21 protein-coding genes and 1 pseudogene are annotated in these 22,805 nt (G+C 47.4%); 9 read left to right on the forward strand and 13 right to left on the reverse strand.

Features of this window, described 5'->3' with window-relative positions:
* Window positions 1-7 precede the first annotated feature (7 nt).
* The 4 genes and pseudogenes from J2736_RS17995 to J2736_RS18010 all read right to left on the reverse strand — a co-directional run.
* A complete protein-coding gene (locus J2736_RS17995; RefSeq protein ID WP_310499974.1) occupies window positions 8-943 on the reverse strand; it encodes a sensor histidine kinase in 936 nt (311 codons plus the stop codon).
* Window position 944: 1 nt separating this feature from the next.
* Window positions 945-1,646 carry a response regulator transcription factor gene (locus J2736_RS18000; RefSeq protein WP_310499975.1) on the reverse strand — a complete coding sequence of 234 codons (702 nt, stop codon included), beginning with the start codon at window positions 1,644-1,646 and terminating at the stop codon, window positions 945-947.
* 70 nt (window positions 1,647-1,716) lie between these two features.
* Window positions 1,717-2,511: an ABC transporter permease gene (locus tag J2736_RS18005; protein WP_310499976.1), complete on the reverse strand. Its 795-nt coding sequence runs from the start codon at window positions 2,509-2,511 to the stop codon at window positions 1,717-1,719.
* A 25-nt stretch (window positions 2,512-2,536) separates the two neighbouring features.
* A pseudogene (locus tag J2736_RS18010) lies at window positions 2,537-3,235 on the reverse strand (ABC transporter ATP-binding protein); the annotation flags it as partial.
* Window positions 3,236-3,466: 231 nt separating this feature from the next.
* Between J2736_RS18010 and J2736_RS18015 the strand changes: the two are divergent.
* Window positions 3,467-3,958, forward strand: coding sequence for an SRPBCC family protein (locus tag J2736_RS18015; protein ID WP_310499977.1), 492 nt, complete (start codon window positions 3,467-3,469; stop codon window positions 3,956-3,958).
* Window positions 3,959-3,983: 25 nt separating this feature from the next.
* Window positions 3,984-5,000 (forward strand): SDR family oxidoreductase, encoded by a 1,017-nt coding sequence (locus tag J2736_RS18020; protein WP_310499978.1) that lies wholly within the window; start codon window positions 3,984-3,986, stop codon window positions 4,998-5,000.
* A gap of 371 nt (window positions 5,001-5,371) precedes the next feature.
* Here the strand turns inward: J2736_RS18020 and J2736_RS18025 are convergent, their stop codons facing one another.
* The 4 genes from J2736_RS18025 to J2736_RS18040 form a co-directional block, all read right to left on the reverse strand.
* Window positions 5,372-6,964 (reverse strand): catalase, encoded by a 1,593-nt coding sequence (locus tag J2736_RS18025; RefSeq protein WP_397340998.1) that lies wholly within the window; start codon window positions 6,962-6,964, stop codon window positions 5,372-5,374.
* A gap of 91 nt (window positions 6,965-7,055) precedes the next feature.
* Window positions 7,056-7,631, reverse strand: a complete 576-nt coding sequence (locus tag J2736_RS18030; protein WP_310499979.1) for a GNAT family N-acetyltransferase — start codon at window positions 7,629-7,631, stop codon at window positions 7,056-7,058.
* A gap of 146 nt (window positions 7,632-7,777) precedes the next feature.
* Window positions 7,778-8,620 (reverse strand): aldo/keto reductase, encoded by an 843-nt coding sequence (locus J2736_RS18035; protein ID WP_310499980.1) that lies wholly within the window; start codon window positions 8,618-8,620, stop codon window positions 7,778-7,780.
* Entirely contained in the window at window positions 8,617-9,840 is a 1,224-nt protein-coding gene (locus J2736_RS18040; protein ID WP_310499981.1) for an MFS transporter, read from the reverse strand. The genes J2736_RS18035 and J2736_RS18040 overlap by 4 nt, the downstream gene beginning before the upstream one ends.
* Window positions 9,841-9,978: 138 nt before the next feature.
* On the opposite strand from J2736_RS18040, the gene J2736_RS18045 reads away from it, so the two are divergent.
* Together J2736_RS18045 and J2736_RS18050 are read left to right on the forward strand one after the other, a co-directional pair.
* Window positions 9,979-10,395 carry a winged helix-turn-helix transcriptional regulator gene (locus tag J2736_RS18045; RefSeq protein WP_310499982.1) on the forward strand — a complete coding sequence of 139 codons (417 nt, stop codon included), beginning with the start codon at window positions 9,979-9,981 and terminating at the stop codon, window positions 10,393-10,395.
* On the forward strand, window positions 10,392-10,757 hold the full coding sequence (locus J2736_RS18050; protein ID WP_310499983.1) for a DUF4180 domain-containing protein: 366 nt from the start codon (window positions 10,392-10,394) through the stop codon (window positions 10,755-10,757). The genes J2736_RS18045 and J2736_RS18050 overlap by 4 nt, the downstream gene beginning before the upstream one ends.
* Window positions 10,758-11,176: 419 nt before the next feature.
* Here J2736_RS18050 and J2736_RS18055 read toward each other — a convergent pair whose 3' ends face one another.
* Window positions 11,177-11,503: an antibiotic biosynthesis monooxygenase gene (locus tag J2736_RS18055; RefSeq protein WP_310499984.1), complete on the reverse strand. Its 327-nt coding sequence runs from the start codon at window positions 11,501-11,503 to the stop codon at window positions 11,177-11,179.
* On the reverse strand, window positions 11,478-12,179 hold the full coding sequence (locus J2736_RS18060) for an HAD family hydrolase (protein WP_310499985.1): 702 nt from the start codon (window positions 12,177-12,179) through the stop codon (window positions 11,478-11,480). Before J2736_RS18060 ends, J2736_RS18055 begins: the two co-directional genes overlap by 26 nt.
* A 173-nt stretch (window positions 12,180-12,352) precedes the next feature.
* Here J2736_RS18060 and J2736_RS18065 point away from each other — a divergent pair, with 173 nt between their 5' ends.
* From J2736_RS18065 to J2736_RS18080, 4 genes are all read left to right on the forward strand, one after another.
* Window positions 12,353-14,137 (forward strand): methyl-accepting chemotaxis protein, encoded by a 1,785-nt coding sequence (locus J2736_RS18065; RefSeq protein WP_310499986.1) that lies wholly within the window; start codon window positions 12,353-12,355, stop codon window positions 14,135-14,137.
* Window positions 14,138-14,297: 160 nt separating this feature from the next.
* Entirely contained in the window at window positions 14,298-15,143 is an 846-nt protein-coding gene (locus J2736_RS18070) for an ABC transporter ATP-binding protein (RefSeq protein WP_310499987.1), read from the forward strand.
* A gap of 225 nt (window positions 15,144-15,368) precedes the next feature.
* On the forward strand, window positions 15,369-16,451 hold the full coding sequence (gene rlmN / locus J2736_RS18075) for a dual-specificity RNA methyltransferase RlmN (RefSeq protein ID WP_310499988.1): 1,083 nt from the start codon (window positions 15,369-15,371) through the stop codon (window positions 16,449-16,451).
* Between the two features lie 154 nt (window positions 16,452-16,605).
* Window positions 16,606-17,259, forward strand: a complete 654-nt coding sequence (locus J2736_RS18080; protein WP_310499989.1) for a stalk domain-containing protein — start codon at window positions 16,606-16,608, stop codon at window positions 17,257-17,259.
* A 51-nt stretch (window positions 17,260-17,310) separates the two neighbouring features.
* Here the strand turns inward: J2736_RS18080 and J2736_RS18085 are convergent, their stop codons facing one another.
* From J2736_RS18085 to J2736_RS18095, 3 genes are all read right to left on the reverse strand, one after another.
* Window positions 17,311-17,817, reverse strand: coding sequence for a hypothetical protein (locus J2736_RS18085; RefSeq protein ID WP_310500101.1), 507 nt, complete (start codon window positions 17,815-17,817; stop codon window positions 17,311-17,313).
* An 826-nt stretch (window positions 17,818-18,643) separates the two neighbouring features.
* The gene (gene thrC / locus J2736_RS18090) at window positions 18,644-20,032 is read right to left on the reverse strand and encodes a threonine synthase (protein WP_310499990.1); all 1,389 of its coding nucleotides are present in this window, start codon (window positions 20,030-20,032) and stop codon (window positions 18,644-18,646) included.
* Window positions 20,033-20,179: 147 nt separating this feature from the next.
* A complete protein-coding gene (locus tag J2736_RS18095; RefSeq protein ID WP_310499991.1) occupies window positions 20,180-20,860 on the reverse strand; it encodes a hypothetical protein in 681 nt (226 codons plus the stop codon).
* Window positions 20,861-21,051: 191 nt separating this feature from the next.
* On the opposite strand from J2736_RS18095, the gene J2736_RS18100 reads away from it, so the two are divergent.
* Window positions 21,052-22,794: an ABC transporter ATP-binding protein gene (locus J2736_RS18100; RefSeq protein ID WP_463675860.1), complete on the forward strand. Its 1,743-nt coding sequence runs from the start codon at window positions 21,052-21,054 to the stop codon at window positions 22,792-22,794.
* Window positions 22,795-22,805 lie beyond the last annotated feature (11 nt).

Consider the following 22,805-nt stretch of genomic DNA (forward strand, 5'->3'; position numbering starts at 1 on the left):
GCTCCTTTCAAAAGCGGATCAGTGGAAAACGTACCGTAAATACGGTTTTCACATGGGGTATGCTGTGCAGGGAAATATTCCCCTCCATGAGTTCAACTAATCGTTTCGTTATCGTGAGACCTAGGCCGCTGCCCTGATAAGTCTGGTTTCTAGAATCCTCCAACGTGTAAAGCCGCTCGAAGACGTTCATACGATCGCGCTCATGAATACCCTTGCCTTGATCCCACACGTCGATATAGACGCTAGTCTCATCCTGTCGTAATGCTATGCCAATCGTACCCCCATCGTTTCCATAACGAATGGCGTTGGAGAGCAGGTTCTGCAGTACTCGCCCGAGTGCTTCCTCATTGCCATAGGCATAGATCGGCGTTTCAGGTATCGTGACATGGACCTCGAGTCCATGTGATTCAATTAGTTCATAGTAGAAAAGAATGCTGTTCCGACAAGCCTCGCTCAGATTGATTTTGGATAAAGAGAGGGGACGATCGCCGGATTCCAGACGTGCTAGATCGAAAAACTGGTTCGTCAGATTCAGAATGTCGAGCGTTCTCTCATGAACCTTGAGGGAGAGTCGCTTCCGCTCCTCCTCGCTGGCCGTTAGGTCATGTGCAAGGGTCTCTGTCAGACCCAACACAACCGTAAGCGGCGTTTTCAGGTCATGTGACATGTTCGCAACCATCTTCTTAATCGCATTTTCCATGCGGGTATAGTCGGCTTCCACTTTGCGATTCGCATCGAGGAGTCGGTTTATGACAATGAGTAAGTGCTGGAGCTGCGTGGAATTGGTATGGAGATGAACTTTTTCGGAAGATTCCTGTTCGAGAATATCGGTTAGTTTCGTCTGCAAATAGCGGAGATGACGCGATTGGTCAATTCGGGTCTTCCATTGAATGAAGATAATGATCCCAAGAAGGATACACAGGCAGGGCCACACAATATGCATATCAGAAATCCCCCATTTTGTAACCAATCCCCCATACGGTCTTGATGTACCGCGGGTGTGCAGGATCGTCCTCAATTTTCTCCCGTAAGCGTGAGATATGGACCTGAATCGCATTCACATCGTCATAGTAAGCGTCGTTCCAAACGGAGCGATAGATTTGCTCCTTGGAGAAGGCCCGTTTGGGATGAGACATCAACAGCTTTAAGATCAGCAGCTCCTTGGCCGTGAGGTTGAGGGGCGTGTCGTTTTTGGTCACGAGATGCTCATCGGGATGAAGTGTTAGTTCATGGATGTGCAAGAGGGCCTGATCAGCCTGTGTAACTGAAGGATTGGCATATTGGGACGCTCGCCGCAGAATTGCATTGACACGTGCGGACAATTCAATAAGGGAGAATGGCTTCGCCAAATAGTCATCAGCTCCAAAGCCGAGACCCAATGCTTTCTCAACATCACTATCCTTCGCGGACAAAATGAGAACAGGCACCGTACTTCCGCTCCGCACCCTCCGCAGCACTTCCATGCCATCAACCCCAGGCAGCATCAGATCCAGCAGTATCATGTCAAAAGCTTCCGAGGCAAAGAGCCGCAGCGCCGCCTCCCCATCAGGGGCATGCCGAACGGTGAGACTCTCTTTGGTTAAGTGGTTATGGACCATTTCAGCAATAGCCGGGTCATCTTCTACAAGCAAAATGTGATTAGGCATGTGAGTTCCACCTTTATGTCATATGCTTCCAGTATACTGCTTTGTCCGCTTATATTGAAATGGATGTGGTTTATATAGAAACATCACGTTTGGCGAACACATACCAAGCTAGCGTGAGGAATAGGAGTTGATAGCAGGCTAGCATTATCAAGGAAAAAGATAACGACATACTGCTTATTAGCGGCCTACCGTCCACATAACTCAATAAGTTGGTATTGGCGAAAATCAGAAATTTGGACCATTCAAATTGTTTAAGAACATAAGCTAACTGACCGCTGGTTAATAAAAAGAACAAGGAAATTCCGATGGCTATGGAGCTTGCACGAAACACAGAAGAGAACATGAAGGCAAGTGTGACCATAACGATCATTTCGATGCCGCTGTAACCAATTGCTTTCCAGGAATAAGCGGCATTCGAGAACGCAGCCCCGGTATGAAGCTCGGAAGCACCGTCCCATCCGAAAAACAGGCCACCTGCAAGAATCGTGGTCAGTACAAGCAATAGCATAAGACCCAGCCCGAACAATAGGACAGTCACAAATTTGGAAAGTAAGATTGTAGAGCGGCTGAAGGGACGGATGAGCAATAATTTAATTGTACCGCCGGAGAACTCGGAGGCCACAATGCCCGCGGCGACGATAATCGTAAATAATGTGACAATATCCATGAGATTGGGAATGGCCGAAAGGCACAGGTCTAAGAACTCCCACACATTGTTCGCAGCAAGCTCATCTTCATTCGCATATTTACAAAGCAGGGCTACCGCGATAACAAGGATTGGAATGAAGGCAATCATTACCCAAGTTCCGATTTTGGTGAAGATCTTAATCCCTTCATTTTGCACGAGTTTGGTGAAATTACGCATAGTTGGCGACCTCCGTTAAGCGGATATATGTCTCTTCAAGTGTCTGTGAGTCCGTCTGGGACTGCAGGTCTGCAAGCGAGAATGTGGTACGTAAACGACCATCGATGACGACGCCAAAACGGTCGCACATTTGCTCCATCTCAGCAAGCAAATGAGAGGACACCATCACAGCGATGCCTTCTTCAGCGGCCATCTTGCGGACGAGCTGGCGCATTTCACGAATGCCCGCGGGGTCAAGACCGTTGGTCGGCTCATCGAGGATAAGCACGGCGGGCTTATGGAGCAGGGCCTGGGCGATCCCTAACCGCTGGCGCATGCCGAGCGAGTAGGTCTTCACTTTGTCGTGAATGCGGGCTGTCAGCCCGACGAGCTGCACGATCTGATCGATGCGGCTCTGCGGAATGCCCTCTACCATGCGAGCGAATTGCTTTAGATTTTGCATCCCGGTGAGATGCTTGTAGAGCTCGGGATTCTCGATAATCGCGCCGACGTGCTGAATTGCCTCACGGAAGCTTGTGCGAATACTGTAGCCGTTAATAGTCACATCACCATCGCTCATGCCGATGAGGCCCACCATCATGCGGATGGTTGTTGTTTTACCGGCGCCATTAGGCCCGAGGAAGCCGAAGACCTCGCCTGGGAATAGATCAAATGTAATCTGATCCACAATGCTCCTAGTTCGAATCCGTTTAGTTAAATGGCGTACTTCGACAACGGGTTGTATGTTAGTTAACTTGTTCAACTTGTTCATATGTGTACCTCCCATAAGTTTCATACGCTTATCTTACTAGAGACATCATGCAGGACTCTTTCCAAAACCTTACGAAAGTCTTTCGATGTACTAGAAACATCGTAGCTAGTTTCCATTTCTTGATTGAACAGGCATCTACAGGTAAGATGAAAGTAAGCAATTGGATATGCTTTTGAGATAGAACAAAGATAGAGGAGGCATCGTATGATAGCTGATCTGCAACCCGTGCAAGGTGGATATGTAGCTCGATATGAGCGTCATTGGCCGCATGATGTGAAGGCAGTCTGGTCATGGTTGACGGAAAACGATAAGCTTACACAATGGTTTCCCGAGCTTGAAGTGGAGGAGCTGCGAGTTGGCAGCGTGATTCATTTTCACATGCCAGACGAGACGTCCATTCCCATGGAGATTCTTGAGCTGACGACACATCGTGTACTCGCATTCACCTGGGACGAGGATCGCGTTCGTTTCGAACTTCAAGCGGAGCCAGACGGCGGATGTCTCTTCGTGTTTAGTGAATTTTTACATAGAATTACCGAGCACACCCCAAGAGATTTGGCTGGTTGGCATGTCTGTTTGGATGTGATTGAGGCGTTGTTGGAGGGAAGAACCGTTACTTCGCGCAAGGAGATGTGGAATGCGTGGTACGGGGAGTACAAACAACTGACAGATGCAGTCTTGATGAATAAGGCGTAGTACATTTAGTAATGGAGGGGACATAATGAAAGCACTATTTATTGGCGGAACGGGGACGATCTCCTCGGCGATTACGAGGCAATTGCTTGCTGCGGGCTGTGAGCTATATCTATTGAATCGAGGCACACGCAATGCAGACTTACCAGAAGGTGCGCGTATCCTGCAAGCGGATATTAACGATGAGGAACGCGTTGCGAAGCTGATTGAGGACTTATCGTTCGATGTCGTGGCCGATTTCATTGCCTTTGAACCGTCTCAGTTGGAGCGGGACTATAGACTGTTTCAGGGGAAGACGAAGCAATTCATTTTCATAAGTTCAGCTTCTGCCTACCAGACACCGTTATCCGATTATCGCATCACGGAAGGCACGCCATTATCCAATCCTTTATGGGCATATTCCAGAAACAAAATCGCATGTGAAGAATATTTGATCAAACAATATAGAGAGCAAGGTTTTCCCATCACGATCATTCGTCCTAGTCATACCTATGATGAGCGTTCGATCCCCCTCGGTGTGCACGGCACAAAAGGCAGCTGGCAAGTAGCGAAGCGAATGATGGCGAATAAGCCTGTCATCATTCATGGTGACGGTACATCCTTATGGACAATGACGCACAATAGTGATTTTGCTAAAGGTTTTATTGGTCTTATGGGCAATCTTCATGCCATTGGAGAGTCAGTTCATATTACGTCGGATGAAACTTTAACTTGGAATCAGATTTATGAAGCTATCGCAGATGCGCTAGGTGTGAAGCTGCATGCCGTACACGTAGCGTCTGAGTTCTTGGATGCTTGCAGTGCGCAGGACTATCGGGGTGGGTTGCTTGGAGACAAGGCCAATTCCGTTGTTTTTGACAATTCGAAGCTAAAACGGCTTGTACCTGAATTCGTAGCTACAACACGGTTCGATCAGGGGATGAAGCGAACGATTGCGAACATTTTGGCTAATCCAGAGCTGCAGCGTGAAGATCCCGAGTTCGATGTCTGGTGCGATAAAGTAGTAGGCGCGCTAGAGGCTGCTCGTCAGGCGATACTGGAGTAGCTAGTAATGGATGATGATGGGCACCCGTAGGGTGCCTTTTCTACTTTTATGGCCCTAAGCAGCCACATCCCCGCTGCAAAGATGGATTTTCTGTAGCTAATTTTGCCGAAATGGCGACCTGGAAGAGAATAACTGGATTTCCTACAGGTAATTCAAGGGGAATTCGGTGAAATGGCCAAAATCGGCTGAAATAGCTGGAGTTTTTCCAGTTAGTCGGCGCTTTTGGCGGAAAGGGGCGAAATTAGCTGTAGGTTCTACAGCTAATCCGCCAGAAGCCCCCCGCACCGCTTCGCTGGGCAGCGTTCGAGCCGCCGCCCGCCCCGCGGCGGCACCGCAAACCAAAAGGCACCCATCCAGGGTGCCTTTTCATCCTAATAGCCGTCCGTCCGCTGCCCGGCGTCCTCTGCTAGTTCCGCTCCGGCTTTTGCCGCGACGGAGCCTAAATGCGCTTGCTCAACTTTCGCTTGAGCAAGCCCTTCAGACACACGCCGTCCGTAATCCGGATCGGCTTGCTCGAAATAGCTGATCATGTTCGCCTGTATCACAGGCTTACAGATCTTCAAAGCATCGACCAAATTCGCGATCAACTCGTCGCGCTCCCAATCCTCGAACTTGCGGTACGTATCGCCCGCCTGTCCAAAATCGTTCGGGCGGCTAATCTTCTCCCGAACCAGCCGGTCATTGTACATCGGCTGATGCTCTTTGCCCGAAGGCGCCGCTTCCTGCAACCCGCCCAGTGAGGAGGGCTCGTAATTCACATGTGGATTTTGGTCAGGCGCCTTGTCCACCATAATCGTCATCTGCCCGTCCCGCTGGTTCGTCGCAACAGGCGACTTCGGGGCATTGATCGGCAGCTGCAAATAATTTGTTCCTACGCGATACCTCTGTGTATCCGAGTAGGAGAAGGTCCGACCTTGAAGCAGCTTATCGTCCGAGAAATCGAGGCCATCGACGAGTACCCCCGTCCCGAATGCGGCCTGCTCCACTTCAGCAAAATAATTCTCCGGATTGCGATCCAGCACCATTTTGCCCACTTTCCGAAAAGGGAATTTCTCATGGTCCCACAGCTTGGTCGGATCGAGCGGGTCGAAATCGAGTTCGGGGTGCTCGTCGTCACTTAGAATCTGAACGCACAACTCCCACTCGGGATAGTCACCGCGCGCAATGGCCTCGTACAAATCCTGCGTGGCATGACTAATATTTTTACCCTGGATCGCTTCGGCTTCGGACTGCTTTAAGTTCTTCATTCCTTGCTTTAGCGGCTCCCAATGGTATTTTACGAGTACAGCATCGCCAGTCTGGTTTACCCACTTGTACGTATTGACGCCCGACCCCTGCATCTGCCGATAGTTAGCCGGAATCCCCCATGGCGAGAAGAGGAAGGTGATCATGTGTGTCGCTTCGGGTGAATTCGAGACGAAATCAAACATTTTTTCGGGGTTCTGCAGATTTGTAACTGGGTCAGGCTTGAACGCGTGCACCATATCTGGGAATTTCAACGGATCGCGAATGAAAAAGATTTTCAAATTATTGCCAACTAAATCCCAGTTGCCATCCTCCGTATAAAACTTCGTCGCGAAGCCGCGCGGATCCCGCAATGTTTCTGGTGAATACGTGCCGTGGATCACGGTTGAGAACCGTACAAACACAGGGGTACGCTTCCCTTTTTCCTGAAAAAGCTTCGCTCGCGTATAGGTAGAGACCGGCTCGTCGCCAACTGTCCCATACGCTTCAAAATACCCGTGAGCCCCAGCGCCACGCGCATGCACCACACGCTCTGGAATACGCTCCCGATCAAAATGGGAAATTTTCTCGATATAATGGTAATTTTCAAGTGTGGACGGGCCACGATTGCCAATCGTGCGGATGTTCTGGTTATCCGAAATCGGATGGCCTTGACGGTTCGTTAAGGTCATATTGGCTTGACTGGTTTGATCGTTGTTACCCGATTGTTCATTGTTCATCTGTCTGGAGCATCCTCTCATCCTTAGTTAAAAGTAACTTTTACCAAGTTGAGGGAAATTATTCCTCATGAAGTTGAGTTGGAGAATGGCGCTAACAAAGTAGGGCAAGCATGACGACATCTAGCATTTTTTTAGTTACCTCGTGCATCATATATTGACGTAAAAGGCCTTCTTCTTGGAAACCCAGCTTTTTCAGCAGTTTGAGTGAAGCTATATTCTCAGGATACACTTCGGCTTGTATTCTGCGGATCTCGACGTGCTTTCGTGTAAAATCGATAACGGCTTCCAGTGCTTCGGACATGATGCCTTTATTCCAATATTCCGCTTGAAGCTCATAACCTATGGACACGGGAAAAAGGGGATTATTCTCGAAACTGCCTCGTGTTGGCATTACCAGAATGGTTCCCACAATGTCTGAGCGGGTGTTTGTACCCAAAGAAACTCCCCAGGGTAATAGTCTTTTCGCCATAAATGCCTGATTCCAAGATGCAATAAGGTTTCGAGCTTCCTCAACGGAAGAGGGGCCCTGCCAATCCAAATGCTTGGATATCAGAGGGTTTGTATAATAACGGTAAATATTTTCTGCATCGGATGCATCCATTTGCCTCAATTGGAGTCGTTTGGTGTGTAGGGAGGGGAAGGAATGAAATAATTCTGTGATGGACATCGGTCACGTACCTTCTTCTAGGGATAGTAGTTACCTGAATTTTACACCTACGGGGTTAAAGAAGGCTTAAAAATAAATAAATTTTAAGAAAAGCCCTCACCCCTCTTTCTGAAGAAAGGAGGCAGGGCTTCATCATCATATCTCAATTAAAAATCAAAATTATCCGGATCCGGACCGACACGCAGATTCTGGTTCATGCCATCGATCGCCGCCATATCCTCGTTCGTAAGCTCGAAATCGAAGATCGAACTATTCTCCAAGATACGGTGTTCTTTCGTTGACTTAGGAATTGTGACGATCCCACGCTGGATATCCCAACGCAGGATAACTTGAGCGATGGATTTGCCATATTTAGCAGCGATCACGCTGAGAACGGGATTGTCCAGAAGCTGACCCTGCATCAAAGGAGACCATGCTTCCAACTGAATACCATGCACTTTGCAAAAATCATGTACATCCGTCTGAGTAAGAAGGGGGTGTAGCTCCACTTGGTTGACCATCGGTTTAATCGTGCCCGTATGAATTACGTCCTCTAAATGATGAATCTGGAAATTGCTCACACCGATTGCCTTCACGCGTCCCGCTTGATATAGCGTCTCTAGGGCTCGCCATGCCTCTACGTATTTCCCTTTAACAGGCCAATGAATCAAATAGAGATCGAGATAATCCAAGTCCAGCTTCGCTAAGCTTGCTTCGTAGGCCGCAAGGGTGGACTCATAGCCAAGATCGGCGTTCCACACTTTTGATGTAACAAAAATTTGATCTCTCGTTAGGCCATTCTCTGCTAATCCCTCGCGAATCCCTTGTCCTACGCTGGCTTCATTGCCGTAAATTGCCGCGGTATCAATACTGCGATAGCCGATTTTCAAGGCAGCTTTCACGGCTTGCACGACTTCTGGACCGTCTTCTACTTTAAATACACCAAGACCGATATAGGGCATGGTTACACCATTGTGAAGGGTAATCGTTTGTTGAAGGTTCGTTGTCATTGTGGTATTCCTCCTAGAATAATGGGTTGTGATTGTGTTGTATGATCGGCTTTTTCGAGTTTAATGCTCCACAACGTAAGTAGAACGGCTCCTAAAACCATGATTCCTCCGACCCATGTGGTATGAATTAACCCGATGGAGTCGGTAATTAGACCGCCGAGGAATGCTCCGCCAGCAATACCAAGGTTGAAAGCTGCAATGTTGAAGGCGGATGCGACATCCTTGGCTTCAGGGGCGAATCGCTCAGCAAGCTGAACGACATAAATCTGCAGCCCTGGTACATTCATGAATGCGAGTAATCCCATGAAAAATAAGGTGATTAAACCCGCGGCTTTGAAAGGCGCTGTGAACATAAACAGGAACAGAACGAGAGACTGTAATAGGAACATGATGAGCAAAGCTCGAATTGGTTTTCGGTTCGCTGCGCGTCCTCCGATGACATTCCCGATGGCGATGGCAACTCCATAGAGGAGTAGTATTAGCGCTACGGTATGCTCTTTAAACCCAGTAATCTCGTTTAATAATGGAGATAAATACGTGAACACCACGAAGGTTCCACCGTAGCCTAAGGCTGTAATCGAGAAAGCGAGCAACAGGCGGCCATTGGTGACCAACTTCAGTTGTGTGCTAAACCGAGTTCGCGTGCCTTTGCGTAAATTCCCGGAAACCAACACGAGGTTCGCGATTAGGGCAATGACACCAACGGCGACAATAGCGAAGAAGGCAGCCCGCCAACCTAGCTGTTGGCCGAGGTAGGTGCCGATCGGCACACCGGTTACGGTAGCGACGGTAAGCCCCGAGAACATCAGCGCAATCGCGCTGGCTCTGCGATTCTCGGGTACGAGATCCGCGGCGATGGTCGAGCCAATCGACATGAAGACGCCATGCGCCAGCGAGGATACGACCCGAGCGATGAGCAGCATAACGATGCCGCTTGCTGTGGCGGCTAATAGATTGCCTGCGATAAACACAAGCATGATCCAGAGCAGCAACGTTTTGCGTGAAATGGTGGAAGTTAATGATGTTAGAATAGGTGCTCCGAAAGTAACACCTAGGGCATATAGCGTCACCGTTAATCCTGCGCCTGTGATGGATATATGAAGGTCTTCAGCAATGAGCGGAAGCAGTCCGACACTGATAAACTCGGTTGTGCCAATGGCGAAGGCGCTAACCGCGAGGGCAAGCAGCGCCAGCGTATTTCGATTCGTATTTTGTTTCATCGCAATCACTCCAAACTTGTATGTCCCGGCCGGTAAGTGCTATTATCAGACATTATAGAGAAAATGACTAGTACGTACTTTTACGTGCGGTAGGTACTTTTTAGTGCCTATAAGATGTGATAGGAGGAAAGCGCGCATATGGGAAAAAAACTGTACAATATTTCCGTGGAAGCCACCCTGGAAGTGATAGGCGGGAAATGGAAATGCGTCATACTTTGCCATTTGACTCATGGGAAAAAGCGCACAAGTGATCTCAAACGTCTCATGCCGAGAATCACACAAAAAATGCTGACTCAACAGCTCAGAGAGCTTGAAGATGACGGCATCGTGAAGCGAATCGTGTACAATCAAGTACCGCCAAAAGTGGAATATGAGCTAAGCGACTACGGGTCAAGCTTGACGCCCATTCTGGATTCGCTCTGTATGTGGGGAGAAACGCATATCATTAAGGAATACGGCGATAAATTCGCTGTTCTGGAGGAAAATGTACTGAATAGACGGGACGATGAAGTCCTAGTGGATGAATTAATGGAGAAAGAGGTAGAAATGACATGAATACATCGATCAATCAGAGGGGCGATTCGCAAGTTGCCATCGTGGAGAGCACCGATATTCTTATCAGTAACACCCAGGATGCACTGGATTTAATGGCAACGGTTCGATATTTGTCGGGATGCGACAAGTTTATTATTCATCAGTGGAATGTGACCGAGGATTTCTTTGAGCTCAAAACGAAACTCGCTGGCGATGTTCTACAGAAATATACGAACTATTATATGAAAATGGCGATTGTCGGCGATTTCGATCAATACGACAGCAAAAACCTCCGCGATTTCATCTACGAATGCAACCATGGGAAGCATTTCTTTTTCGTCAAGGATGAGCAGGCTGCGTTGGATGCACTGCACGGTGTGTAGACGATCTCAAGACAAAAGCTGCTTAAAAAATGTCCTTCTACTTTTCAGCGCCAGCATCATTTTACTGGTTAGCAATCGCCGCGGCAACGACTAACTGGAAAATATACAGCTAATTCGGCAACTTTTCCGCTCAAATGCGCTTTAACTGGAAATTATGTAGCTAATGTCGTGCATTTTGGCAAAAAGGTGAGGTACGCCGAAATTAGCTGTAGGAAATCCAGTTAATCGTAATTAATAGGGGAAATCTGCTGAATTAGCTGTACTTTTTCCAGCTAATTTTGTGTGGCGGCGCTATGTGAGCTCCAGCCTCTGGCTTCTGGCTTCCACCACGCGGCAGGCCCGCGTTAGCTCGTTCCGCGGCAGCCTAGCGGCCTGCGCGCCCAGGCCACGGCCCCAGCCCGCGCCCCCGCGCCACCTACTTATCGCCCGAACTGGCCGGGACGAATTTTTTTCACATCAAACATACTCACTGTCGAGGAGATGACGTATTCTGGCCGCTCCTGACCTTTGCTGTTACGGTGTCCAGACAGATGTTCGGGACTTTTCTCCCAGTTTTTCCACGCTTGTTCGGACTCCCAACGGATGAAGACGACAACCTCCTCGGATCTTTTACTGCGTTTATTGACCATCACAGTCACATCAATGAGACCCTCCATGCCGTCTAATGGGCCTTCTTTATTGAAACGTTCCACGACTTTATCACTATTCCCAGGTTGTACATCAATCGTTCTTTGTTGAATTAGCACGAGTGTCAGGGGCCGTCAAGACGCGATTCAACATATCCTGCAGCGAAAGCTCCGCCAAAGACTCTAAACGATGCGGCTCCCCATCGAAAGTTAAAAACGTCGTAACCGGGTTAGGCACTACGATGTAGTGCATGCCTGCCGCAGCCGCGGCGCGGGCACCGTTTGGCGAATCCTCTATCGCTACCGCTTCATGCGGCTGAACGCCAAGGTCTTGCAGCGCTAGCTCGTAGAGCGCAGGGTGAGGCTTCACTAGCTCGACATCCTCTGCGGTGCGAATGGTTTCAAAATAGTGAGCAATCCCCAACTGTGCGAGGTAGTTGTCGATCCAAGCGCGCTTAGAGCTGGAGGCTAAGCCAATGCGCAGACCTAATTCTTGCGCGCCAGCCAAGTAATCAAGAATACCTGGCCGAATACCTTCTTGGGCCATCATTTTCGTATGTCGCGCGTGGACATGCTTGCTAAGTGTTTCGCGATCCATTGGTACTTGTTTATCCATAATCAAATAGTCATAGGGATCAAACACATGCAGAGAAGTGCCGATACATTGCCCGTACATGTCTAAAGTCAGCTCAATGTCATGCTCGAGAGCAATCTCGCGGAAAGCCTCATACCAAGCGGTCTCGGTATCCAGAATCGTACCGTCAAAATCAAAAATAAGTGCTTTTATCGTCGACATACTGTCATCCTCCTCATAGGAATACCTCCACGAAGTGTGGGTTGAAAACAAATTCTAAATAAAAAAAGGGAAGGGTTTCTAAAAACTTTGTCGAAATCTAGAAGATATAACGATAAGACCAATATTTTCCCTAACTGCCGTGCTGTACAATTCTGGAGGTGTTTTTGTTAATCATGTCACAAGCTAAATCACAAGGCAAGCAAGCATCTGTAAGGTTTTTTCGATCTCTTTCTTTCAAAATTTCAGCCTGGACAGCGGCCTGCTATATTCTGCTTTGCGTGTTGCTTACCTTCGTTTCGTATCAACAGCATCAGCGGCAAATGGCAGATAATTTAACCGCACTTGAGGGGGTTTTCCATGCGCCACTCCTGCAGAAAATTGATTACATTGAGAAAGCCAAGACGGAATTAAAGAAAAATAAAGAAGCATACAAATATGAGCCTGCTGTTATGAACGTTCAGGAAGATATGGACCGCGTTTCACAAGGGGATTTGGTAGAGAACGCATACTTATTTTACCCAGAGTGGACAACGCTGGATGGGGAACCGGCGCTCTTGAATCTGTTATCCAATTCGGAGCTGTATGTCGATGAGAAACCGGCAGATCCTTATGTGCCAGTTCCTGAGCTACGTGTAGCTCTCGAGCAAGCAGAAAAAACAGGCTTCGGTATCACGGGTACTTACCAAGATTCTCTAGGAACATGGAAGAGTGTAGTAAGTGCAATTCGAGACAAGGATGGCAAGCTCGTTGCTTTCGCGGGGTTAGATTTTAATTATAACGTTATTAAAACGCAGATGAACGAATATACGTTGCAGTCGCTATGGATTGGATTAATTGCAATCGTTATTGGGACACTTTTCATCGTCATGATTGTACGATTGTATCTGCGTCAGATCAGCCCGCTAGTTAGGTTGGCGCAGGCGGCAGCGGCAGGAGATCTCTCGGATTCAGCGCTAACCAAGAGTAAAAGCAAGGATGAATTGGGGATATTGGGCAATCATTTGAAGGATATGGTCGGTAACCTGCGGGGACTTATTGTTCAAATCGCACAAGCAGCGCAACAAGTGTCAGCGGCATCGGAATCCTTACAAACTGGTGCGCAGGAGACCAGTCAATCTACAGCATCTGTCTCGGATATGATGGGGCAGCTTGCTTCGCACTCAGAGCAACAACGTCAGGGCACAGAGGAAAGCAGTCATGCTATGAATGAGATGGCTGTAGGCATTCAGCGCGTAGCAGAATCCGCCGGGCATGCTACAGATATTTCTGGACATGCGCGTACGCATACGAGTGAGGGTAATGCCCGAATGGGACAAAGCATGGAGCAAATTAGTGAAGCGCTGCGTTCCGTCCAGCAGGCTGTGCAAGCGATCCAGAGCTTGAAATCGATGTCTGAGGAAATCGGCGAAATCACAGTCCTCATTACGCATGTGACGAGACAAACGAATTTGCTCGCGTTGAACGCATCGATTGAGGCAGCGAGAGCAGGGGAGCACGGCAAAGGCTTCGTTGTCGTATCTACGGAGATTCGCAAGCTTGCAGATCAGTCCCGACTTGCAACTGAACGTATTGCTGAACTCGTTGAGCGTGTTCAACATGAGACCGGAGCGGCTGTTATCGCGATGGATCGCGGCCTAGGTGAGGTAGAGGCCATGCAAGCTGTCGTTGAGCAAACAGACGGTACGTTCAAGGATCTCTCCGGCACGGTTCAGGAGGTTGTGGATCAGATGACCGATGTATCAGCTGTATCTGAGCAAATGTCGGCGAGTTCAGAGGAAGTCTTAGCTGGTATCGTGGAAATGGCCGAATTAACACGGATGACGACGGAGCTTACACAAGCTGTTGCAGCTGCAACGGAACACCAACTAGCGACGATTTCGGAAGTTTCCAGAACGGCTAATGAGCTCAGTGGTATGTCGAATGACCTTCAATTGGCCGTAGCACGGTTTAAAGTATAAGCGTCAAAAAGCTTGGAAGAAGTAGGATGCCTGTGGGCATCCTATTTTTGTATGAAAAGTCTTGACTTTTTCATTGATAATGATTATCATTTTTATTTAATGGAGAGAAATTATACGATCATTCAACCCTGTATACATATTGGAAAAGGGGATGTTCCTCATGGCGGTTTCAACGCGAATATATACTGAACAGCTTCATGTTTCTTATGATAAATTGAAAATTATTAATGATTTAAGTATTGAGATTCCTACGGGCAAAATTACGGCTTTAGTTGGTGCGAATGGTTCGGGGAAATCGACGATTCTGAAGGCGATGTCGCGATTATTGAAGCCAACGGAAGGGACCGTATTCCTTGATGGTCATTCCATTCATCATCAATCGACGAAAGAAATTGCGAAGAAATTAGCGATTTTGCCTCAATCTCCATCGGCTCCGGAAGGCATTACCGCTGAAGAGCTAGTCGGATATGGCCGGTTCCCGCATCAGCGCGGCTTCCAGAAGATGTCCAGCGCGGATCGTGACATTATCAACTGGGCGTTCGAAGTGACAGGAATGACACCGTTCAAGGATCGCCCAATCGATCATTTGTCGGGCGGACAACGTCAACGCGTATGGATCGCGATGGCGTTAGCACAGCAAACGGATATGCTGTTCTTGGATGAGCCGACGACTTATTTGGATATGGCGCATCAGCTAGAGGTTCTTTGTTTGTTGAAAGAAATTAACGAGCGTCACAATACGACGATCGTCATGGTTGTGCATGATTTGAATCATGCGACGCGTTATGCGGATCATTTGATCGCGATTAAATCAGGTAATGTAGTCTATGAAGGCGCACCGATGGATATTGTAACACCGAAAATGCTGCTCGATGTCTTCGCCATCCATGCGGATGTAATCGTGGATAAACGGGCTGGTGTTCCGCTATGTATTCCTTACGGCTTGGTGTCTGATGATGAAGTCGCGGCGGAAGAAGAACGTAAAGTAGAAGTAACAATCGCTTAATTGGCGTATAATGAACGAAATACGAGGTGCCCCCGGGATTCGGAGGTGCCTTTTCTTTGTTGGAATGAGTCTTCCCTTGTGTTCAGGGAGGATTTTTGGCACAATATGAACTAGATAGCTTAAATTCAACTGAGTATTTTCTCATGTAACCTATGTAGATGGTACGCTTCGGCTGCTTAGAAAGAATTAGACTGCACGTGATAGTCTCGAAAAGAGGATAACCCAATGAATACTTCATCCATTTATGGATTAACTTTTGATCAATTGGTCGCCTGGCTGGCCGAAAAGGGCTACAAAAAGTCACGCGCCCTACAAGTATGGGACTGGCTGTATCGTAAGCGCGTCGCTTCGTTCGCAGAAATGACAGATGTAAAAGCGGATTGTCTTGCAACGTTAGAGGAGCATTTTGCCATCCACACCTTGAATGAACATACGAGACAAGAATCGGCCGACGGTACGATGAAGTTTCTATTTAAGCTATCGGACGGTAATTTGATCGAAACGGTATTGATGCGTCATAAATTCGGTCTCTCCGTCTGTGTGACGACACAAGTAGGCTGTAACATTGGATGCAGCTTCTGTGCGAGTGGTTTATTGGCCAAGAGCCGTGATCTCTCCGCGGCGGAAATCGTGGAACAAATTATGAAGGTCCAATTCCACTTGGACGCAGTGGGGAAAGACGAGCGTGTTAGCCATATTGTTGTCATGGGAATTGGCGAGCCGTTCGATAACTTTGTGAACATGGTGGATTTTATCCGTGTGGTAAAGGACCAGAAGGGTCTGGATATCGCTGCCAGACATATTACCGTTTCCACCAGCGGTCTTGCGCCTAAAATTAGAGAGTTTGCCGACTCCGATCTAAAGGTGAATCTAGCGATTTCCTTGCATGCCCCAACGAACGAGCTTCGTACGCGCATCATGAAAATCAACAAAGCGATCCCGATTGAGACGTTGATGGAAGCGATCGAGTACTATTTGGAGAAAACGAATCGTCGAATTACGCTTGAGTACATTTTGCTCAAAGACGTGAATGATGGCAGAGAACATGCGCTCCAACTGGCTGAGTTAATTCAGCATATCCGCCAATTGGCGAATGTGAACTTGATTCCGTACAATCCTGTAGATGAACACAGTCAATATCAACGAAGTGAGCGCGAATCCGTGCGAGCCTTCTATGACACACTCAAGAAGCAAGGTATCTCCTGCAGCGTGCGTTTGGAGCACGGGACAGATATCGATGCTGCTTGTGGACAACTGCGAAGCAAACAAATTAAAAAAACCACAGGGGATAACGTTGTGGCAGGTTAAATATAAAGGTCTGTGGATGAATATCATTCGCAGGCCTTTTTACATACGAGGACGGCTGATGTGGACAGATTTGGCATATAATTGAAGGAGCATTAACTTCTTCATTAAGATGCGTAGCGAACTTTTCAAGTTAGAAGAGGGAGAGTGGTCGTTTGTGAAGGCATGGATCCTCGGTGTGATCTGCGGTGCTGCTTTAACGGGTGTAACAGTGGTCTCTGCGTCAGATGTGGTTCATACAGGCCGACAAGTTGCGGTAAATGGGACTGTGCTAGATACGCAAGTTCAAGTAGCCGAAGATGGAACGACACTGACCTCTACGCGGGCAATTGCACAGGCGCTGGGTGCAGAAGTGAACTGGAACGAACCTTTGAATCGAGTTGATATTCGAAGTAAAGAGGACAACGGTTTGTCCTACGAAAAGTATGTATCCTTACTTCTTCATGGTAGATATAGCTTGAAATTTGAGGTGATGGGAGAGAACCTCGGCGCTCAATCAGATACAACAGTCGTGTTCGCGGACGGTTATGTTGATGTACCTGAAAACACAGATTTTCAGAAGCTGTATCTCTTATTGCTAGTTGATCAATTAGGAGATTTACCGAATAAGCGCATCGAGTTCTGGGCGAACAAAGAGCTGGCTCAGACGTATGTTTCCGGGGAATATCAAGCGGATGGGATTGAAGGATGGTCGGGGTTGAACGCAAGGTTTGGTTTGTTAACGAAAGAGGGAGATAGTGTATCGCTTTTCCATATATTGAGCGTACATGAACGTGATAGTGTCTCGCTTGGCAAATATAAGCTCCAATGATAAAAAGCCGTCCTTGCAGGTGAACCTGCGGGACGGCTTTCTCGGTTGTGACTAGTTACGACCACGAATGACCATCATTAGGCCGCCAACGACAATGAGCCCGATAGCGATGATCGAATTATTATGGAAGAGCGTTCCAAAGATCGAGCTGATGGAGAAGATTGCGAAGAACAGCAGCGACATCACCGTAAGAATATTAATCGGAATGAGCAAATATTTATTGCGACCACCGAACCAATACAGTTCGAACAGGCCGACAGCGACAGCTAGCATGAAACCTGGCCACATGAGATGCCAAATATCGAAGAGGGCGGAGATTTGACATACGATTCCTGCCGTTAGTAAGATACCTCCGGGAACGAGTACGCCTACACCACGTCGTTGCATGATGAAGAAGTATAACCAGTGGAAGAAGACTCCGATGGGTATAACGAACAGTGTCGGCCAGAAATACTGAAATATCGTGCCTGAGCTGAACGATACATCCCCTTTTAAAAACATAAAAACGCCTAACAGAATTAAGATCGGGCCGAGAAAAGCGCTGCGATTCATATTCATATTCAATTGGTTCACTCCTACTGTTTGGATTCATTACTCTAAGAATACCATGACAGGGTACACGTGTCTTCCGACTATAGGGAAGGACGAAGATCGGTCTTAGGACTGATTTGTTGGGTTAATGGTGGGTTGAATTTACAATTAACTGGAAAGTTTCGGATATTCCACTTAAAATCGACTCAATCGCGAAATTTAACTTCCTAATTGCATCTAAATGGACAAATATGCTCATTTGGGCAGAATTAGATCTAGTTTTGAGCTTGTCGATTAACTGTTTATCCTGAATAATGATACGTATTATTTAAAATTTAGAGAAACAACCGGGAACTTCAACTTGAGGTAACTTATCGCTCCCATGACATAGAGATGAACCTCGTTCGCAAAATAACGTTATGAAAACATCTTATTTGTTAGTTTATAAGAGAATATGGGGGAATAACGTTATTAAACAACGTTATTTGATCATAAATGGACAAATTTCACTCCATTTGGTCGAAATAGCGTTATTCCGTAATGCTATTTCTTCGCAGAACATTTCAATGTAGCAAATAACGTTATCGCACATCTTTATTTGAAATCGCATGTGACCGTACCTTTGTAAGGAGAGACAACCTCCTCAGAAACCGACAATTTTTATAAGAATTCACTAAGTTGCATAATTATTAAGTCTCGATTCATTAATGGATAGTTTAGTTTTTCCAGTTAATCCAATTTCAATCTACTAAAGCTACTGGCTAGCAGCTCCCCCAAACGTCAAAAAGCCCTCCCTCCATAAACACGGAGGGAAGGCTTCTATAGAAGGGGCAGAAGCCCCTATAACCCCTTACTAGAAAAACTTCACGAGCTCATCCTTGATCGCATCGTTGGAACCACCAACCACCTTCTGGAACTGTGGTTTGTCGAACAAGGCTTGGATTTGCTCCGGATACGTCTGAGCAATTCCGCGTAAGCGAATCGACTCATCGAACTTCGCCGGATGCGCGGTGGACAAGGATACCGTCACCTCGCCAGGAGCGGCGAGCTTGTCTGCAGCGGCCACACCGCACGCTGTGTGTGGATCAAGCAGGTACTCGTACTTCGCGTGGTAAGCACTGATCGTGTCGAGACACTCCTCGTTCTTCACGCCGTACGCAGCGAAATCAGCCTGCACCGCTTGCAGCTTATCGGCAGGAATAACCACACGGCCTTCGGCCTTGAATTGCTCCATGATGGCATTAACAGCCGCTGCATCTTCGCCGTACAGATAGAACAAGTAGCGCTCGAAGTTGCTTGCAACTTGAATGTCCATGGACGGGCTGTAGGTGCCGCGGAACTCGCCAGGTTGGTACACACCTTCTTGCACGAAGCGCTCAAGAATATTGTTTTCATTCGTAGCCAGAATAAGCTTATGGATAGGAAGGCCCATTTTTTGAGCTAGGTAGCCAGCAAAAATATCGCCAAAATTACCAGTCGGCACACTGAAGTTGACCTTTGCTGCTTGTTGCTCCTGCGGTAATTGGAAGTACGCGTAGAAATAATATACCGTTTGTGCCAAAATACGGGCAATGTTGATGGAGTTAATCGCACGCAAGTGGTAGCGATGTTTGAACTCGACATCAGCAAAAAGCTCCTTGATAATGCGTTGGCAATCATCAAAAGTACCTTCAACGGATAGATTCAACACATTTGCATCATTGACCGTTGTCATTTGCAGTTCTTGTACCTGACTAACTTTTTGGTGAGGGTGCAAGATACAAATTCGAATGCCTTCTTTGCCGCGAACGCCTTCGATCGCAGAAGCACCCGTATCACCGGAAGTTGCGCCGAGGATATGGATGATGGAATTCGTTTTACGTGAAACGTAGGCATACAGATTACCTAGGAATTGCAGCGCAATATCCTTAAAAGCAAAAGTAGGCCCGTGGAACAATTCCAACACATACGTATCATCGCTCAGACGTTTAACCGGTGTTACAGCTTCGTCGCGGAACGTTGCGTAGCTTTCATCAACAAGCTGCTTCAGCTCATTGCGAGGAATTTCATTGTTCACGTAAAGAGAGAAAATTTCAAGGGCCAGCTCTGAGTAGGAGAGCTTCGACCAGCTTTGAAGTGTGTCAGCAGATAGCTGTGGGATGTGATTCGGTACGAGTAGACCGCCGTCATTGGCCAATCCCATGAGGATCGCATCGATGAAGCCGATGGGTGCTACTTTGCCGCGAGTGCTAATGTATTCCATATGAGTCCCCTTATACGATTGAATTTTCAGTTATTGTATCAAAAAACAGAACATTTGGACAGTGTACATCCATCATGGATGCGCTTCTTACAAATGAAAAGAACCTCCCGATTACGAATACGGAAGGTTCTCATAGAACAGCTAAGCTTACTCTTCTTTAGCCGTTACAACGATTTTCCAAGCGTTGCTGATGGGCGGCAAGCTTTTCGTCATAACAGGACTGTAGAACCCGATTACTTTCGTGCCTTTAACGAGGGAGTATTTCTCTACAGGGTCACCTTTGCCATCAACAACAGCAGTATCTTTTCCGATGTGCAGAACAATTTCATCTTGAGCAAGATCGGTAAGACCTTCACCTTTGATAAAAATACTGCCATCTTTACGCACATCTTCAATGATTCCAGCAGTTCCTAGCGCACCTTTTTGGATAGCGGTATCTAGCACAGTGATCTTAGACGCGGATGTCTGCGGCGGCAAGCTCATCGTCATTGCCATAGAATGCTCGGCAGTGATCGTCAAGCCTACATGAAGGTCTGCCAGCGTTAGTTTGGAACCATCAAGCATTTGGTAAGTCGTTTCTGGCCCAACATTGAGCACAATACCACCTGTGCCCGTGTCTTGAATTTGTATCGCTGCGTCATTACCATTCGTACGAATCGAAGTAATAACGCCAGTCGATTGCACCTTTTTAACCTCCTCTTTCAGGGCAAACGCGATCGTGGGGGTAGTAGGAATGTCGGGTGCATCAGTAACTGCATAAGCCGTTCCAGTTATCAGCATGCTGGATAGGGAGAGGATCGCGCATGTTTTACGTATCGTCGGTTTCATGGTTGGTAAACTTCCTTTCTATATGTAAAATATAGGTATAGTCTGTTCCCTTTAACGTTCGTATATGTAAAAAGATTCCGGACGAGGCGAAAGTTTTATTTTATAAGAGATCAGGTGTGGACTTCACTTGCCTTAAACTATAGAATCAATAAGTATGCCGAGAAAAAGAAATTCAAAATGAGGTGGGAAATGTGTCTTTTGTGATGAAGCTTCGCTGGTTTTTCAAAGAGAGATGGAAGTATTATGTACTGGCAGTCTCCCTATTAGTCGGTGTGAATTTATTAGCGATAATTCCACCTAAAATGATCGGGAATACCGTTGACCATATTCGTACTGGGGATTTAACAGCTTCCGGGCTTCATTATACGGTTTACTTGCTGATTGGGCTTTCGCTGCTTCTGTATGTCATGACTTTTCTGTGGATCACGAACCTCTTCGGCAACTCTGCCTTGGTAGAGAAATTGCTTCGAGGGCGTTTGTTGACGCATTTGTCTAAAATGTCTCCACCGTTCTTCCAACGTAACTCAACTGGACAGCTAATGGCACTCGCGACGAATGATATTCTAGCGATAGGTCAGACCTCCGGTTACGGGGTGATGACACTCGTTACAACGCTAGTAGGCGCATCTGTTGTCATTATTACGATGGTGTCATTGATCTCCTTCAAATTAATGCTCGCGGCGCTAATTCCGCTGCCTTGTCTGGCCTTAGTGATTAATCTTCTAGGCAAAAAGGTGCGTGTACGCTTCCTGGCAGCACAAGCTTCCTTCGGTGTCATGAACGATCATGCTTTGGAATCCATCTCTGGTATAAGAGTCATTCGCTCCTACGTGCAGGAAGCGCAGGATTTGAAGGCATTCGATGCGGTTACATCGGATGTGATGAACAAAAACCGCCGCGTCTCGATGCTCAATGCGCTATTTCAACCACTGACATCGTTGATCGTTGGCGTCAGCTATTCGATCGGTATCGGATACGGCTCGTATCTTATGTTTCAAGGTGAAATCACGTTGGGGCAACTCATTTCCTTCAATATTTACCTGGGTATGCTGATCTGGCCGATGATTTCCTTCGGTGAGTTTATTAACGTTCTGCAACGTGGCAGTGCCTCGGCAGATCGCTTGGATAAGGCGCTGCTGCAAAAGGCAGATCTCGTCGATATCGAGAAGCCCGTCCATATTGCTGTGCCAGAACGTATTGAGATGAATGATTTGACGTTCACTTATCCGACAGCGAACCATCCGAGTCTTGTTCATGTTTCTTTTCAGCTAGAGCGAGGTCAAACACTGGGTATCGTCGGTCGGACCGGCAGTGGCAAAAGCACATTGCTGAAGCAACTGCTGCGCCAATATCCCTTAGAATCAGATAAGCTGCGCATTTCAGGTGTACCGATTGAGCAAATTGCGATTGACCAAATGAAACGTTGGGTCGCTTATGTGCCACAGGAGCATTTATTGCTCTCGAAGTCCATTCGGGATAATGTGGCGTTAGGCAAACATACGGCTACGCCAGAAGAGATTGCGCACGCCGTGGAAATGGCCTCTTTTACCCAAGATATTGAGGGGATGCCAGAAGGTTTAGCGACCATTGTCGGTGAGAATGGTGTGATGTTGTCCGGCGGACAGAAACAGCGTTTAGCGATTGCGAGGGCATTACTAATTGATTCGGAGATTCTGCTGCTCGATGATTCGCTATCCGCTGTAGATGCACGTACAGAAAGTCGCATTCTTCAGCATATTCGTAAAGAACGCGCGGGGCGTACAACGCTTATTTCCACACACCGTCTATCTGCGGTAAGCCATGCCAACTGGATTCTCGTTCTTGATGAGGGCAGAGTCATTGAAGAGGGCACGCACGAGGAGCTCATGCATTTCGGAGGTTGGTACCGCGAGCAATGGGATCGTCAACAGATGGAAGCAAGTCTCGAGGATTGAGAAAGGAGGAC

The organism is Paenibacillus qinlingensis (assembly GCF_031455095.1).
Lineage (GTDB): Bacteria > Bacillota > Bacilli > Paenibacillales > NBRC-103111 > Paenibacillus_E > Paenibacillus_E qinlingensis_A.

Bases quoted from the DNA above. Each gene is read 5' to 3' on its own strand.
- J2736_RS17995 (WP_310499974.1), bottom strand. From the start codon at position 943: ATGCATATTGTGTGGCCCTGCCTGTGTATCCTTCTTGGGATCATTATC.
- J2736_RS18000 (WP_310499975.1), bottom strand. From the start codon at position 1,646: ATGCCTAATCACATTTTGCTTGTAGAAGATGACCCGGCTATTGCTGAA.
- J2736_RS18005 (WP_310499976.1), bottom strand. From the start codon at position 2,511: ATGCGTAATTTCACCAAACTCGTGCAAAATGAAGGGATTAAGATCTTC.
- J2736_RS18015 (WP_310499977.1), top strand. From the start codon at position 3,467: ATGATAGCTGATCTGCAACCCGTGCAAGGTGGATATGTAGCTCGATAT.
- J2736_RS18020 (WP_310499978.1), top strand. From the start codon at position 3,984: ATGAAAGCACTATTTATTGGCGGAACGGGGACGATCTCCTCGGCGATT.
- J2736_RS18025 (WP_397340998.1), bottom strand. From the start codon at position 6,964: ATGAACAATGAACAATCGGGTAACAACGATCAAACCAGTCAAGCCAAT.
- J2736_RS18030 (WP_310499979.1), bottom strand. From the start codon at position 7,631: ATGTCCATCACAGAATTATTTCATTCCTTCCCCTCCCTACACACCAAA.
- J2736_RS18035 (WP_310499980.1), bottom strand. From the start codon at position 8,620: ATGACAACGAACCTTCAACAAACGATTACCCTTCACAATGGTGTAACC.
- J2736_RS18040 (WP_310499981.1), bottom strand. From the start codon at position 9,840: ATGAAACAAAATACGAATCGAAATACGCTGGCGCTGCTTGCCCTCGCG.
- J2736_RS18045 (WP_310499982.1), top strand. From the start codon at position 9,979: ATGGGAAAAAAACTGTACAATATTTCCGTGGAAGCCACCCTGGAAGTG.
- J2736_RS18050 (WP_310499983.1), top strand. From the start codon at position 10,392: ATGAATACATCGATCAATCAGAGGGGCGATTCGCAAGTTGCCATCGTG.
- J2736_RS18060 (WP_310499985.1), bottom strand. From the start codon at position 12,179: ATGTCGACGATAAAAGCACTTATTTTTGATTTTGACGGTACGATTCTG.
- J2736_RS18065 (WP_310499986.1), top strand. From the start codon at position 12,353: ATGTCACAAGCTAAATCACAAGGCAAGCAAGCATCTGTAAGGTTTTTT.
- J2736_RS18070 (WP_310499987.1), top strand. From the start codon at position 14,298: ATGGCGGTTTCAACGCGAATATATACTGAACAGCTTCATGTTTCTTAT.
- rlmN (WP_310499988.1), top strand. From the start codon at position 15,369: ATGAATACTTCATCCATTTATGGATTAACTTTTGATCAATTGGTCGCC.
- J2736_RS18085 (WP_310500101.1), bottom strand. From the start codon at position 17,817: ATGAATATGAATCGCAGCGCTTTTCTCGGCCCGATCTTAATTCTGTTA.
- thrC (WP_310499990.1), bottom strand. From the start codon at position 20,032: ATGGAATACATTAGCACTCGCGGCAAAGTAGCACCCATCGGCTTCATC.
- J2736_RS18095 (WP_310499991.1), bottom strand. From the start codon at position 20,860: ATGAAACCGACGATACGTAAAACATGCGCGATCCTCTCCCTATCCAGC.